Here is a 15457-nt window from a genome sequence, read left to right on the forward strand (position 1 = left end):
GGTCACTCAGGCGGAGTAGAGCGTTTCGATGCGTTCTACACGCACTCGGCCCCTCGCCCCGTCAGGCGCCCGGGCGAGGGGCCCGCCGCCGCGACCGCCGCGGTCTGCGGGCAGCGGCCGCCGCGACCGCGTCTCGGTAACCGGCCGGAACGAGGGCGGCGATATCCGCGCGCGTGCCGATCATCAGTTTGTGCAGAACGGCCGCCATCTGCACGTCCACCGTCCTGATCGAGCTTCCTCGGCGGGTGGCGATGGCGGTGTTGGTCCAGCCCGCGGCGGCCAGGACGGCCACATCTTGTTCGGCGGCCGAGAGCTCGTGCCACCGGGACGGGCGCTGCCGCCATACGGGGTGGCCGGCGGGCAACCTGGTCATGGACAGTATGCCGAGGGCCATCCGCTCGACCTCACGGAACTCGGGCCGCAGCGCCGCGCCTTCCCGCTCCGCCGTGGCGAAGGCGGCGGGCCGGAGAACCGCGCGAGCCGTCTCGGCCGCCGTCTCGGTTTCCGCCGCGAACGGTCCCAGGCTGTCCAGCCGTACCCCGAGCCGAGCACGCAGGGTGGCGGCGCCGCCGATCAACCGGGCGATCTCGGTGGCGCGCTCCACCCGGAGTTCGTCCGCCCCGCGGGCCGATCCGTCGATGGTGCTCAGCGTCGCGCCCAGCGCCCAGGCACGAATGTGCACCGCCCAGACCGTGCCCCACGCATCCCGCATCGCCAGTTGAGCGGCGAGGGCGTTGCGGCCGAGTGGGAGTGCCCGTTCCGGATCGCCGCACCGTATCAGGGCGATGGCGCGAGCCAGTTCCGCCCATGATCGCGCCCACCGGGCGTTCGCCGCGACGGCGTTTTCCAGGTGCCGCCCGGTGATACGCAGAGCCGGTTCGGGTTCGGCGAGAAAGGCGGCGGCGAGCGCTTCGAACAGTTCGCACTGCGCCGCACCGCAGAGATCACCGGCCGCGGTGGCCCGGGCGCGGGCGCGGGCGAACACCGCGACCGCACGCGGGTCACGGTGCACGAGCATTAGTTCACAACCGCGGGCGAAGTCGACCGGGGCGGGCAGTTCGCGGTCGCCGCTCCGTTCGGCACGTTCCTCCGGATCGGCGCCACAGAGGGCGACACATCGGTCGAGTAGATTCCCCGCCTCATCGTGATCGCCCTGGCACAGGCAGATCCAGGCGAGCATCGCCAGCGCGGTGACCCGCAGCGACGCCGGTGCCCGGTCCGCGGCCAGGGCATGTTCGGTCCAACGACGGGATTCGCGTAACGACCCGCGGAAGAACGGCACCCGCACCGCGATCAGTCCGACCGCGATCTCCAGCCCGGCCGTCGCGGCATCGTCGTCCTCGAGTGCTCCGTGCACGGCGAGTTCGAGGTTGTCCCACGATATCCGGGCCCATTCGAGGATTTCGGGTTCACCGGCACCGAACCACTGCGAACCCGCGCGCAGTACACGGTCGCGGTAGTACCGCCGGTGCCGAGCGATCAGCGATATCCGCTCATCGGCGCGCGCCCGCAATCGCCGCGCGCCGAACAGTCGGAAGCTCTCCGGCAGTGAGTACCGCGCCGATTCCGCGCCGAGATGCAACGTGACCAGTGACCGGTCGACGAGCCGCTCGAGCAGTTCTTCGATATCGCCCGGGGCCAGACCGGCGTTCGTATCGTCGGCGCAGACCGCCACGATCGCCGCCAGTTCGGCTCCGGCGCCGCCGCCCGGCGCCTCGTCGTCGTTCGACCGGGTCTGCTCGTGGCCGGCGGCGAACACCGACATCCGTTCGAACAGCAGACGTTCGCGCGCTTCGCACAGGTCCACCGACCAGGCGATCACCGCACCGATTCCGCTGTGCCGCGGATCCGCTGCCGGACCGGTGGCGGAGGTCCAGTCGAGTCGGCTGTCGCCGGGTCCACCGCTGAGTTCGTCCAGGATCATGGGCAGCGTCCGGCGGGACAGGCGTGCGGCGGCCAGCCGGATACACAGCGGGTGGTCGTGCAGGTGCCGGCAGATCTCCTCGACGATCGGCAGCTGTGCCGGGTCGTCGGCCGGATGACCGGCGACTGCGGCCCGGCCGCGGAACAATGTCACCGCCTGCTGCCGCGACAGCGGCGGAACGGGCACCAGATACTCGTCGACCCACCCCAATTGCGTACGGCTGGTCACGACGACGGTCAGTTCGCCGAAGGCTTCGAGCAGTTCGGCAGTCACCGCGGCCGCACTGTCGAGCACGTGTTCACAACTGTCCAGCACCAGCACGACGGGTAGCGCTCGCCCGGGCCCCGCCATCGCACGCAGCGTATCGACCATCGCTTCGCGGGCCGAACGCCCGGAGAAATCGGCACCGATCACCGCCCGGGCGAGTTCGTCCTCGATCGCCGCGGCATCGGCGTCCCTGGCCAGCCGGTCGAGCCGGACCCAATACACCTGCCGCGGCTGCCCTTCGAGCCGCGAAAGGGCCTCCGCGACCAGTCGTGTCTTTCCGATCCCGCCCGGGCCGATCACGGTGAGAAGCCGGACCGAATCCGCGAGCAACGACGCGATCCGCCGCATCTCGTCGGTCCGTCCGACGAATTCGTTCACAGCCCCCGGGGCGGCGGTCGCGCCCGGCGCGGATCGCACCGACATGACGATCAACAGTAGTCGCCGCGCACGCTGTCGCGCAGCTGGTACCGATGTGCCGATCCCACCTATTCGCCGAGGATCACCTCATCGAACCGGCCGGGTTCGGCAAGGGAGAGGACGCGTGGTGAGAAACATCCAGATTCTGGGAGCAGGCGAATGCGGGCTCCCGTTGGCGCATCGTCTGTTACGCGCGGGTCGTCAGGTCACTCTGGTCGCCGCCCGCGACGCCGACGCCGTGTCGAACGGCTCGGTGACCAGCACCCAGGTGAAGTTCCCGCGGACGCTGGACCTGGAAGCGGCTGCCGGACTGGACCATTGGGGAGGCCTCGCACCCGAGATACGCGGTATTCGGCTGGCCACGGTGTTCGACGGTCAGCGGGTACTGGGCTGGACCGGCCGGTTCAGCCGGCCGGCGCAGAGCGTCGATCAGCGCACCGTGTTCGCGCGCTGGCTCACCGACTACGTGGACGACGGCGGGGATCTGGAGATCGCCGATCCGCAGACGGCCGAAGTCGACCGCCGGGCGACCGGATACGACCTGACCGTGATCACCCGCGCGTCCGGTGAGCTGGCCGCGTGCTTCGCCGCCGATCCCGGCTGGCCCGCGCCCGGCCGACCGGCCCGGCGGCTGGCGGTGCTCTACCTGGAGGGCGTAACACCGGACCCGGACGATCTCGGGACCTATGTATCGCTTCCCGGGATGGGAGAAGTCATCTCCTATCCCGGTCTCACCGGCGCCCCGGGCCATGAGCGGCGGTGCGAGATGCTGCTGATCGAAGCGCTGCCCGGCGGCCCGCTCGACGTTTTCGATGCACACGATTCGCCGTCCGAGCGGTTACGGCGGGCCGTTCGGCTGCTCGAGTCCTACCTGCCCGGCGATCTCGCGGAGCGCTATCGCGCGGCCGAACTGACCGACGCCGGAGCGACGGCGGTGGGCGCGGTGCAGCCGGCCGTGCGCCGGCCGGTGGGGACGCTCCCCTCCGGACGACCGGTGCTCGGGGGCGGTGACGCGGTGTGCCGGATGGATCCCGGCGGCGCCCAGGGCGCGAACAACGCCGCCCACTGCGCAGCGGTGTACGCCGCCGCGATCCTGGCATCTCCGGACGGGCCTTTTCACCGATCCTGGATGGAGTCCGCGGCGACGCCCTGGCTCACCGGGACTGCGCATCACGCTGCGCGGTGGACCGCGGCCGTCCTCGACCCCCCGGCCGAAATGCAGCAGTTGATGCTGGCCGCGCAATACGACCCCGCGCTGGCGGACGCCTTCGCCGAGACCTTCGCCCGGCCGGCCGATATGGTTCGCTTCATCACCGCCCGGAATGTGGACGCCGCACCGCTGGGGTGATCACGCCCTCGCCGACAACGCCCGGCCCGCCTGACGGCGACCCGGTCTCAGGGCAGGGCCTGCGGCGGGCACGGAGGAAATTCCACGGGTAGACCGGCCAGGGCGCGATGAAAGGGCCCGGGGCGCCGGGTGAGTTCGTCCGCGGGCACGGCCAGCCGCAGATCGGGCAGTGCGTCCAGTAGTTGGTCGATGGCGCCCTGGGCGATCAGGTACGCGGCGGACCGGGCCGGACAGGCATGCGGGCCCGCGCCCCAGGCCAGGTGGGACCGGTTGCCGGTATGGTCGCCGGTACTGATCGCGGGATCGTTGTTGCAGCCGGCCAGGCTGATCACCACGGGTTGGTGCGCGGGCAGCCAGACGTCGTCGATCAGGATCGGCTGCCGCGGGTAGGTGACGCTGAAATTCGCCATCGGCGGATCCTCGAACAGCACCTCGTCCAGCGCGTCCCGGGTGGCCAGCGCACCGCCGAGAAGATTGCCCGCGAACCGCTCGTCGGTGAGGATCAGCAGCAAGGTGTTGATGATGAGGTTCTGCAGCGGTTCGATCCCGGCACCGTAGAGGACGACGATCTGATGGATGAGCTCCGATTCGTCGAGTTCCGCGGGATGGGCGAGTACGCGAGAGGTGATGTCGTCGCCCGGTTCGGCCCGTTTCAGCTCGACCAGTTCGAGCACCGCCGCGCTGAGCATCCGGTTACCGCGCTCGGCGTCCACACCGTCGAAAATCGTCAGCGTCGCTTCGGCGACCTTCCGGCCGATTTCGGGTGGGCAGCCCAGCATCGCGTTGATCGCCTCGAAAGCCAGCGGGAACGCGTACTGGATGACCAGATCGGCAACCCCGGTGTCACAGAACGCGTTGATCAACGGGACAGCGATCCGCCCGACGACGGCGTGCAGCGCGTGCAGATCGACACCATCGATCCCGGCGGTGTTGACCCCGCGGTAGCGGGCGTGCTCCGTGCCCGCGCTGCGGATCGCGCTCGGCCGCCACTCCAGCACCGGTAGCACCGGGCAATCGGCGGGGATATCCCGCTGCCAGGCGCGCGGGTCGGCGGGAAAACGCTCGGGATCGTTGAGAATGCGCAACGCGGCACGGTATCCGACCACCAGCGTGGCGGGTACTCCGGGTGCCAGTTCCACCGGAACGAGCGAACCGTATCCGTCCCGCATCCGGCGGTAGGCGGCATGCGGATCGTCCGCGAACTCGGCGGAGTACAGCGGTACGCGGCGCTGGGTGAGGTCGGCGGGCGAGGCGTGCTGGCCGGTGACGGCCGAGGGTGTGGGCAAGATGGATGGCTCCAGCGGCAGGACGGTGATCATCGGTGCAGGGTGCGTCCGTGGCCCCGCGGGGCTGCCGGACGGCCGCGGGCGGTCCAAGGATCGCCCAGTAGGTATACCGACGACATCGGTAGGGACGCGGGATCTCCGGCCACGCGGCGGCCGATCGACCCCGGTCGCGAAACGAGTAGGCTCGGTCGGCATGGGGTACAGGGGCGGGGCGGATATCGGTGAGGTCGCCGTCCCCGCGAGCCGTTTCGTGGGCCGCGAACGGGAGTTGGACCGGATCACCGAACTGCTGCTCGCCCGTACGCGGTTGGTGACCTTGACCGGAACGGGTGGTATCGGAAAGACCCGGCTCGCCGCGGAAGCCGTCCGCCGCTACCACCGTGCGACGGGAACGCCCGTGCACTGGGTCCGTCTCGCGCGCGTGGCCGCGCGGGCGAGCACCGTATCGGTCGAGCAGGAGATCGCGCGGGCTGTGCTCACGGCCGATTTCTCCGGACGCTCCGAGCGTGCTGCGATCATCGCGGCACTGACGCGGGTGGACGCGGTCGGACGGCGGTTGCCGGTCGTGCTCGTCCTGGACAACTGTGAGCATGTGCTGGAAACCGTCCGATCGCTGGCCGGTGAACTGCTGAGCACGACAGCGGGGCTGACCGTCGTGACGACCACCCGGCAACCGCTGCATACGGCCGGGGAGCAGGTGATCGGAGTTCCCCCGCTGACCGGGGCGCACGCGGTGACCCTGTTCCGCGGTCGTGCGTCGCTGGCCGGGCACGAGATCGACGGTGACGACGCCACGGCCGCCATCGTGAGTACGATCTGCCGGCGAGTTCACGACAACCCGCTCTATATCGGGCTCGCGGCGGCCCGGCTCCGGTATCAGCCGCTGCGCGTCGTGCTGCGCGAGCTGAGCGGCGCGGCCGATGATCGGCGTATGCGCTGGTCGCACGGGCCGCGGGTGGGGTCCGATCACCGCCATCGCGGTGTCATCGATGTCATCGGCTGGTCATATGAGCTGTGCGACCCGGACGAACGCCTACTGTTCGAACGTCTTTCGGTGTTCGCCGCGGGATACGACAGCGGGGAGACCGGTTCGGTCCGGGCCGTCGGCGCCGAACTGGAGGCGATCGTGGCGGTGTGCGCGGATCCGGAGCGGCACCCCGGGTCGCGAATGGACCCGGAGCGCGTGGCGCCGCTACTGGCACAGCTGGTGGACCGCTCGCTGGTCACCGCCCACCGAACACCCACGGCGACCGGGTATTCGATGCTGGAGACCATCCGGTTGTTCGCTGCGCGAAAGCTGGCCGACCGTGCGGCCACCGAGCCCGCCAGACTGGCCGCCGCCCATCGGCGTTACTACCGCGACGAGATCGCGCGCGCCCGCCTGATCTGGTACAGCCCGGCGGAACAGCGGTTGCTGGACTGGGCGCGCGCCGCGTGGGACAACCTGCTCGTCGCGATCGAGGGTTGCGCGACGGCGCCGGGCGAAGCGGGCGTGGGCCTCGAGATCGCGACCGGGCTGATCGCGATACGCGCTCCGTTCTTCATGGGCACATTGCGCGAGATGCGCCGGTGGGCAGAACTGGCCGTACTCACCGATCAGCGCTCGCGCCCACAGCCGACGCAGGCCCGGATCGGCGCCCTGGCGATGATCGGGTGGCTGGCACTGTGCCAGGGGAGCCACGGCGACGCCGAGCGCATCCTGGCCGGAGCTCGGCGCGCGTGCGGCGCCGATACCACGGGCGAGCCGGTGCCGGCGGCGGATCTGCCCGCACCGCTGGCGCTCGCCGAGGGCGCCCGGCTCATGCTCGTCGACCGGGATCCCGGCGCCGTGGCTGTGTTCGGCGCGGCCCGTAGTAATTTCCGCGAGGCGGGCGATATCGGTGGCAGCGCGACCGCGGAGATGTTCCAGGCGCTCGCCGCGGGTTTCTTCGGCCCGGGCCCCGCCGCGGAGCAACTCACCTTCCGGCATCTGAACGCGGCACGAGCTTCCGGGGCGAACTGGGCCATCTCCTGGGCGGAACTGGCCTCGGCCATCGCTCTCGTCCGGTTCGGCGACCCCCGGGTGGCACTGTCGACCGCTCGCAGCGCGCTCAGACGCCAACTCGACCACCAGGATCAGTGGGGCGCGCTGTGGGCGGTACATATCGCCGCATGGGCGTTGGCCGCGGAGGTCCGGGCGCCGCGGCCGGGCAGCACGAGCGAGGATGCGGTGGGCCGGGCCATGGAGACGGCCCGGCTGGTGGGCGGGGCTCGTACGCTGCGCGCGGGTGTGGGCGTCGATCTCGATGGACTGGGACCGTTCGCCGACCAGACCTATCTCGCGATCGAAACGGTACGTGATGTCCTGGGCGACAACGCCTACGACGCGGCCGAACACGAAGGAGCGCTACTGAGCGTGGAGCTGGGCGAGGTCCAGCGCCTTGCCCTCGGCGTCCGGTCACGCCCCGAGGCTCCGGTCGCCGCTGTGCGCACGGAATGGGACGAGCTGACTGTCGCGGAACGCGATGTCGCGATCCTCGCCGCGGCCGGGCTCCCCAATACCGCCATCGCCGCTCGGCGCGGCAGCTCGGCCAAAACCGTTGCGGCTCAGATATCGTCGATCCTGCAGAAGCTGATGATCGGTTCCCGCCGTGAGATCATCGGATTCGTGCCCGCGACAGCCGACGAGACGGTGCGGACCGGAACATCCGACGGGCGCGGCTGACCTCCGTCGCATCGGCGGCCGAGCGAGCCGGTGACGGCGATACGCGCCCGGTGCCGAGTGAACCGAGTCCTCGGTCTGCGGTGTGAGAGAGCTCTATCCCGTGCAGAAATCGGTCAGGGCGTGGGCAATCCGGCCGGGGGCGCTCTCCGTGGGGATATGGTCCGCCCCGGGGATGCGGACGAGCGTGATGTGTGGGATCTCGGAGGCGAACTTCTCGGCGTAGTGAACAACGCTGCGGCGCGCTCCACGCGAACTGCCCGCACCGACTCCGGGTGAATGCCGGCTCCCGGCCCTGGCTCATTCCTGCAGTTCGGAACGGATCACGTTCTTCAGCACCTTGCCGACCTTCGAGCGGGGCAGATCCGGCCAGATCTCCACCTGCTTGGGTGCTTTGACGCTGCCGAGGCGCTGTTTGACGAACGCGATCAGCTCATCGGCAGTCACACTGCGTCCCGGACGTAGCTGCACCACGGCGGTAATTCGTTCACCCCATTTCTCGTCGGCCAGACCCACCACCGCACTCTCCGCCACCGCGGTATGCGCGAGGACCGCCTGTTCGACCTCGGCGGAGTAGACGTTGAATCCACCGGTGATGATCATGTCCTTGGCCCTGTCGACGACGTAGAGGAAGTTGTCGTCGTCCAGATAGCCGATATCACCGGTGTGGTGCCAGTCGAATGTGCTGACTTCCGCGGTGGCAGCGGGGTTCTCGTGGTATCCGTCCATCACCAGCGGACCCCGCACCACGATCTCGCCGCGCTCGCCGGGCGGCAGGAGCGCGCCCTGCCCGTCCATGATGGCGACGGTGGTCAGCGGGGTCGGCCGTCCCGCCGAGGCGAGGCGCTCGGTGGCGATTGTTCCGTCGGGCCGGAAATGCTCGGCCGGAGCGAGGGTGGCGATCATGTTCGGCGCCTCGGTCTGGCCGAACAACTGCCCCAGGACCGGGCCGATACGGGTCAGCGCCTCTTCCAGCCGGGTCGGCGAGATCGGAGCGGCTCCGTACCACAGGCACCGCAGCGACGACAGATCGGTGCGGTCGAGGTCGGGGTGATCGAGCAGGCCGTAGATGACCGTCGGAGGGAGGAACGCGTGCGTGATGCGGTGCTGCGCGACGAGCGCGAGGAACTCTCCGATATCGGGGGCCGGCATGATCACGACCTCGCCGCCGAGGCTGAGGATCGGAAAGGTGAGAACTCCCGCCGAATGGGTGAGCGGTGCGAGGGCGAGGTAGCGCGGGCGGTCCCCGAACGGGTAGCTCATCAGGGCCAGCGCGGTCGAGGTCATCATATTGAGTTCGGTCAGCCGCACGCCCTTCGGTCTGCCGGTGGTACCACCGGTTCCCGCGAGCATGCACAGGCCGTCCGCCGGATGCCGGTGCACATCGGGTTCGGCCGGATGCTGGGCCAGCCAGGTATCGAACGTAATGGCGCCGTCGACCGCACCGTCCAGGCAGACCAGCCACCGCAGGTTCGGTAACCGATCGCGGATACCGGCGACGAGACCGGCGAATCTCCGCTGGAAGAAGAGCAATCGGCAGCCGAACAGGTCGAACAGTTGACGGTTCTCCTCGGCCTCGTTGCGCGGGTTGACCGGGCACCACACCGCTCCCGCGCGCGAGATCCCGAATACGCAGGTCAGGGCGAGCGGGTCATTGGCCGACAGCACCGCGACCCGATCGCCGGTCGCGATCCCGGTGTGCTGTAGTGCGCCGGCGACGGCCACCGAGCGGTCGTACACCTCGCCGTAGGTCAGTGTTGTCGCGCCGGTGGTGAGGCAGGGGGTCCCGCGGCCGAGCGAGGCCCCCTTGTCGAGATAGTCCGCGAGTCGCATCGACGGGCCTCAGCGGTGAACCGTGACGATGGGATCGAGGACGAGCCCGAACGCGCGCAGCGTGCCGAGCAGTTCACGATGTCCGAACGCCCGGCAGCTCGAGGCGAATCCGGTCGCCCGCGGCGCACCCTGTAGCAGGGCCGCCGCGGCATATGCGTTGAGCAGCGCGGTCTGCTTGTAGTTGCAGTTGCCGTGGATCAGGCAGTGGGCCCGGCCCAGCGGTCCCGACGCGTAGACCGAGTCGAGCGAGGTGTTGATCCGTGGATTCTCCCGCGGCGGCATCTCGCTGCGGATCGCGGCGGACTGCTCGTCGATGATGCGGTACTTCTCCGCCTCCGATTTGCCTTCCATCCGCGCCAGCGCCGCCGCGACCAGCTGTGGCACACCCAGCATCAGCGGTCGGTTCATGACGCCGCCGAGCGCGCGCACACTGGAGACCCGGGGATCGTTCTTGAACCACACCGGATGCGAGGTGCCGCCCCACGGCAGCGCCAGGCCCAGTTCGTGCTGTCCCGGCACCACCACCTGGTACAGCCCTTCGTCGACGGGCCACTCCACATACTCGTTCTGCTCGAGGTAGTACGCCTCGGCGAACGCGGCATTGGTGAGGATGGTGTTGGTCGAGGCGACTGTCGGATGCCCCTTCCAGAAGACCTCGATATCCAGGGTGTCCAGGCCCGGATTCTCCAGACAGATATTGGCGGCGATCTCGCCGATCGTGTACATCTGCGCCAGGCCGGGCGTGAGCAGCAGTCCGCGAGAGGCGAACTCGGCGTCGTAGCGTTCCTGCGCATCGATCATCCAGTTCTGCTCACCGTTGGTATCGGTGTAGTGCGCACCGATCCGCAGGCACGCCTCCACCACCGGGTGTCCGTATCGGGCGAACGGTCCGACCGTGTTGAGCACGACCTGTGCCCCTTGGAAGGCATCGGCCAGGGCGGCCGCGGTGTGCTCGACCTCGACGATCTCGTAGTCCACGGTGTCGATCCCGGGTACCGCCTCGACCGCCGCCTTCAACCGCCCGTGGTCCCGGCCCGCGGCCAGGAAGGGGATTCCGTACTCGCGCAGATACTCACAGATCAACCGGCCGGTGTAACCGGACGCGCCGTATACGACAACCTTCTTGTCGGTGGTCATGATGCTGATACTCCTCGTCATCTGATGGATTGGGTGACCGGTGAGTGGGAAGGCTGCCGCTACATACCCATCCCCCCGTCGACCGGCAGCCCGGCACCGGTGATGAATTTCGCCGCATCGGATGCGAGGAATACGACCGCGTCGGCCATATCGTCGACCTGCCCCAGCCGGCCCAACGGCGTCAGCTCGGCGACGGCCTGAGCCGCGGCCTCGGGGGACGGGAACAATCCCAGTTCGGCGCAGTCGACAGCGAGCTTGTTCCCCATCGCGGTCGGCGTGAGGGCGGGATAGATCGAGTTGACGCGTACGCCGTAGCCGAGTTTCCCGGATTCCGCGGCGGCCACCCTGGTCAGCCGATCGATACCCGATTTGGTGGCCGAATAGAGGCCGATACCGGGGAAAGCGATCGTCGCGGCCACCGAAGCGATATTCACCACGGCCCCACCACGTCCGGCGGCCCCACCCGGCCGCATGGCCCGGAACGCGTGTTTGATGCCGAGCGCGGTGCCGAGCAGATTGACATCCAGCATGGTGCGGGCCTGCTCGGGATCGAGATCGGCCAACAGACTGGTGACTTCCACGCCCGCGTTGTTCACCACGATATCGAGGCCGCCCAGCGCATCGACAGTGGTCTCGACGGCCCGCTCCCACGCACGGTCGTCGGTGACGTTCAGCGCTACGAACTCGGCTCGGCTGCCCTGTGCCTGCAATTTCTCGACCGTGGCCCGGCCTGCGCCGGCCTCGATATCGGCCACCACGACCGACGCCCCGGCCTCGGTGAGGGCCTGGGCCATCCCCGCCCCCAGACCGCGCGCGCCCCCGGTCACCAGTGCGGCGCGTCCGCCCAAGTCGTAACTCGTCATCCCTGTTCCTCTCTCCGAAAGCCACTGACACGTGATCCGAGCCACAAACGCAGTCCACTGTGTCGCATGACACACTAGGGCGAAATCTTGACAGTCGTCAAGAAAAATCTTGACAGTCGTACAGAGATTGCCCGCGGTCGTGCGCTTACACTCAGAGAAACCCGGGCAGGTCAGATCCGAACCGAGAAGATTGCAAACGAGTGACACAGGCCGCTGATCCCAGATCCCGCATAGACGAGCGCGCTCGCGACAAGTTCGCGGCGAAGCGCACCGAGCTGGCACTGGCCACGCTGCATACGCTCGCCGAGCGTGGCTACGCCCATACGAGCCTGCGGGAGATCGCGCAGAACTCCGAATACTCCCACGGCGTACTGCACTACTATTTCCGCGACAAGATCGACCTTCTCGTGCACGCCGTGCGGCAGTACGAGGCGGTCTGCGTAACCCGCTACGACGATGTGATCGCCGCCGCGAACAACGCCGACGAACTGCGCACCGAGTTCATCGCCACGTTCTCGGCCACGCTGGCCGCCGACGCCGCCATCCACCGGCTCTGGTACGACCTACGCAATCAGAGCCTGTTCGACGATTCGTTCCGCGACGATGTACTCGAGATCGAAGCCCGCCGCGAGGATATGATCTGGCGGGTCGTCTCCCGCTATTGCGAACACCGCGATACCGTCCCGAACCTCACACCGGCCACCGCGTACGTCACCATCGACGGAATCTTCCAGCGCGCACTGCTCCACCAGCTGGCGGGCCGTACCGATGAGGTCGATAACGTGGGCGACCAGCTCGATTCGATATTCGGCTTGCTCGGCGCTCCCTCGTTGTCGCGATCGTAACGAGCTCGCTTGCGCCCCGGCCGGCCATCGCGGGCGAAGCGCCCGTCCGAACCGGATCGCCGCGATCGACACCTGAACGTGTGAACGGCGTGCTGCACAGGTCGTATCGGCAGCACCCACGGAACTACCCCGGAGCATTGACGATCTGCGACACCATCGAGTGAGAACCGCCGGGCCCGCGTAGAAGATTCCGGGCCGGCATTTCACAAGCGCTGTCACCGCGAAAAACCGGAACACACCGTGTAGCTCGACGAGGGGGCTACGGGGTGTGTTCCGGTTCGCTCACCGGCCCACTGATCACCAGTGGCCCCGCCGGTATGGGATCGATGAGTGATCGCGCGCATCACCCGCGACCGGCGCTACGACCCGCACTGCGCCGCTCGCCGCGGTCCGCTAGCCGCGATAGATCTCGACGTAGGCGTTGGTCGCCACTGCGACGACGCCGGGTCCCATACCCGTGCAGCCCGCGGTGATGCGCTGGCCGTTCGGTGTGAAGGGATAGCTGAGGGCGCTGTAGGGACCGATACCGTACAGCGGGAACGGCCCGCTGGCGTAAAGGCCGAAACAGTCGACATGCAGGACGTAGTTGCTTCCCCCGTCGGGCCCGCAGGTCGCCGACGCCCCGGAGAGATCCCGCTGGACCACGCAATCCTGCGGCGCCGCCTGGGCGGCGCCGGAACCGACGATCGCGACGAAGGCCAGGCCCGAAACACCGGCGGCCGCGACGCGTGCGGCGGCAACAATCGTTTCTTTCACGAGAACCCCTTCTGTATTGGTCAGAGGTGATTCGGCTGGAAGCGCCCGAATGTTACTGCTGGTAAGAAATCAGCTGAACAATCGAGTTCCCGCGGCCCGCAGAGCGTCCGCCCCGGCTACCGCATCCGGGGACCGGTCCGGCGAGTCCGGATCATCTGTGCGACCACGCGGTTCTCGTATCAGACAGGTATCGGTGTGCTGATTCATGGCGGCAGATGACGTGCCGGTCGCGTATCGATGCACTCATCCGGCCTTCCGCGGCGCCGGTGGGTGCCGGCTGCCGTCGATGACCGTGGCCCCGGGCCGGTAGGTGCGGCACACGACGATCGCCACCACGATCTGTCAGCGCGGGATCCCGGACGGCAGCGGATGGTCCGGGTCCAGAGCCGGGAGGCCGTCGATACTGTGCCCGTTGTCTCCGCCGATCCGGCGCGCGAACTTCTCGTCGGGCTGCCGGGCGTGGTGAGCGTCGAGCACCGGTCGTTCGCCGACGAATTCGTAGTAGGGGACAGCGTATCCACACGAGTCGGCGATACGGTCGACCTCGATCACGACGACCGCGCGAACTCCGGGATGTTCGACACCGAAATGAGTTCGGAGGTCCTGGAATTCGGGATCGTCGGGACGTACGACCCGACCCGATCCGAACAGTCTCAGGATCCGGGAGTTGCGGGTGAACGAGCAGAACATGATCGTGATCCGGCCGTTCTCACGCAGGTGCGAGATCGTCTCCACTCCGCTGCCGAACAGATCCAGATACGCGACAGTGTGCCCGTCGAGTACCGCGAATGTGTCCTGATACCCCTTGGGCGACAGATTGACCCGTCCGCCCTCCGACGGTGCCGTGGCGACGAAGAACATCGCCTGTGCCTCGATGAACTGCCGTAGGGGGCCGTCCAGCTGCGAGAATTCCTTGGCCATGGATCCCCTCACCTCGGTGGGCCGCTCGGCCAGCCTAACGGCGGAAGCGCCCACCGCCGGGGTGAAAATAGTCTCAGCCCGGATCCCCGGCGGCTCCGATCACGCACGCATCCGGCGGGCCACCCGCGCACGTTCGTCGGCAATCGCGCGGCGGCGGGCGATCATGGCCTCGGCCGGGGAACCACCCGTGACGATCGCGTGGTGGACCGCTTCGATGTCCTCGATACCTTCCCGCGCTCCCACACCCGCCGCCGGCGTGATGGCGTGGTCCGCGTCGCCGACCAGGATCACCGGAGCGACCGGTGCCGCTGCGGTCGCGAACGCGACATTGCGCGCGTTGGATACATGGACCTGCTCGGTCGCCGCGACCAGCGGCTCGGTCAGCTCCCGGATCGAGCGGGGTGCCGCCTCGGTCACCGCCGCGGCCCAGCGACCGGTCGGCACGATCCCGGTCTCGGCGACCGGCAGCGGTGCACGCTCGATGCGCAGGAACCAGAGGGCCGCATCGGCGCCGGGCCGCCAGATATGCCCGAAAGTGGTGGCCGGGCGGGCGCCGGCCGCCGACTCGGCATGGAAGTGCAGGACGAAGGGGTCGGTGGGGCATTCCACCGGTGTCGCCGTCATACCGTAGATCACGACGTCCCCGGCGTACTCCGGGATGCGACCGGGTTCGGTACCCGCCCGCGCGACCGAGTCGATACCGTCGGCACCGATGACCAGATCTCGTGCGGTCACCGTGCGACTACCGATGCGCAGGGTGGTGTGCCCGGTCGCGGCGTCGACCGCCACCTCGGCGATCGGGCTGCCGTAACCGATCTCGGCGCCCGCGTCGAGCGCGAACCGTTTCAGCACCGCGATCAGATCGCCGCGCAGCCAGAATCGATGCCCCTCGCTGGGACGCCGCCGGGTCACTCCGTCATCAGGGGTGTAGCGCAGTTCGCTCAGCGGATACGAGGCCGCGTGCAGCTCCGCCTCCGGCACACCGAGGGCGACGAGACTGCGGTGGCCGCGACCGTCGAGGATCAGGAACGCCCCGCCTCCCCCGCCGTCGCGCTGCTCGTAGACCGTGACCGGCCGCCCGGACCTCGACAGTGCGCCGGCCAGTGCGGTTCCGGCGATACCGCTGCCCAGGATGGTGATCATCGGATCTCCTTCAGGT

Annotated in this window: 11 protein-coding genes; 3 read left to right on the forward strand and 8 right to left on the reverse strand. The window is 68.8% G+C overall.

Translation table 11 applies throughout. The annotated features are described in order from the left end of the window. Positions 1 to 61: 61 nt before the first annotated feature. A complete protein-coding gene (locus IEY68_RS07670) occupies positions 62 to 2614 on the reverse strand; it encodes an ATP-binding protein (RefSeq protein WP_189094110.1) in 2553 nt (850 codons plus the stop codon). A 118-nt stretch (positions 2615 to 2732) separates the two neighbouring features. Here IEY68_RS07670 and IEY68_RS07675 point away from each other — a divergent pair, with 118 nt between their 5' ends. After that, a complete protein-coding gene (locus IEY68_RS07675; RefSeq protein WP_062996642.1) occupies positions 2733 to 3956 on the forward strand; it encodes a styrene monooxygenase/indole monooxygenase family protein in 1224 nt (407 codons plus the stop codon). A gap of 47 nt (positions 3957 to 4003) precedes the next feature. Here the strand turns inward: IEY68_RS07675 and IEY68_RS07680 are convergent, their stop codons facing one another. Beyond that, complete coding sequence (locus IEY68_RS07680) at positions 4004 to 5275, reverse strand: cytochrome P450 family protein (RefSeq protein WP_229718654.1); 1272 nt, start codon at positions 5273 to 5275, stop codon at positions 4004 to 4006. A gap of 160 nt (positions 5276 to 5435) precedes the next feature. Here IEY68_RS07680 and IEY68_RS07685 point away from each other — a divergent pair, with 160 nt between their 5' ends. Beyond that, a complete protein-coding gene (locus tag IEY68_RS07685; protein WP_062996640.1) occupies positions 5436 to 7946 on the forward strand; it encodes an ATP-binding protein in 2511 nt (836 codons plus the stop codon). Positions 7947 to 8243: 297 nt separating this feature from the next. On the opposite strand, the gene IEY68_RS07690 is transcribed toward IEY68_RS07685, so the two are convergent. The 3 genes from IEY68_RS07690 to IEY68_RS07700 are packed head-to-tail and all read right to left on the reverse strand — an operon-like array spanning position 8244 to position 11776. Continuing rightward, positions 8244 to 9776: an acyl-CoA synthetase gene (locus IEY68_RS07690; RefSeq protein ID WP_062996638.1), complete on the reverse strand. Its 1533-nt coding sequence runs from the start codon at positions 9774 to 9776 to the stop codon at positions 8244 to 8246. A 9-nt stretch (positions 9777 to 9785) separates the two neighbouring features. After that, positions 9786 to 10913: a DUF5938 domain-containing protein gene (locus IEY68_RS07695; RefSeq protein WP_062996821.1), complete on the reverse strand. Its 1128-nt coding sequence runs from the start codon at positions 10911 to 10913 to the stop codon at positions 9786 to 9788. A gap of 59 nt (positions 10914 to 10972) precedes the next feature. Beyond that, positions 10973 to 11776, reverse strand: a complete 804-nt coding sequence (locus IEY68_RS07700; RefSeq protein ID WP_062996637.1) for an SDR family NAD(P)-dependent oxidoreductase — start codon at positions 11774 to 11776, stop codon at positions 10973 to 10975. A 200-nt stretch (positions 11777 to 11976) separates the two neighbouring features. Here IEY68_RS07700 and IEY68_RS07705 point away from each other — a divergent pair, with 200 nt between their 5' ends. Continuing rightward, on the forward strand, positions 11977 to 12621 hold the full coding sequence (locus IEY68_RS07705) for a TetR/AcrR family transcriptional regulator (RefSeq protein WP_062996635.1): 645 nt from the start codon (positions 11977 to 11979) through the stop codon (positions 12619 to 12621). Positions 12622 to 13014: 393 nt separating this feature from the next. Here IEY68_RS07705 and IEY68_RS07710 read toward each other — a convergent pair whose 3' ends face one another. The 3 genes from IEY68_RS07710 to IEY68_RS07720 form a co-directional block, all read right to left on the reverse strand. Next, complete coding sequence (locus IEY68_RS07710) at positions 13015 to 13377, reverse strand: hypothetical protein (protein WP_062996633.1); 363 nt, start codon at positions 13375 to 13377, stop codon at positions 13015 to 13017. Between the two features lie 342 nt (positions 13378 to 13719). Further along, positions 13720 to 14298, reverse strand: coding sequence for a pyridoxamine 5'-phosphate oxidase family protein (locus tag IEY68_RS07715; RefSeq protein WP_062996631.1), 579 nt, complete (start codon positions 14296 to 14298; stop codon positions 13720 to 13722). 99 nt (positions 14299 to 14397) lie between these two features. After that, positions 14398 to 15441, reverse strand: coding sequence for an FAD-dependent oxidoreductase (locus IEY68_RS07720; protein ID WP_062996629.1), 1044 nt, complete (start codon positions 15439 to 15441; stop codon positions 14398 to 14400). Positions 15442 to 15457 lie beyond the last annotated feature (16 nt).

This window comes from Nocardia jinanensis, assembly GCF_014645735.1.
GTDB classification, from domain to species: domain Bacteria; phylum Actinomycetota; class Actinomycetes; order Mycobacteriales; family Mycobacteriaceae; genus Nocardia; species Nocardia jinanensis.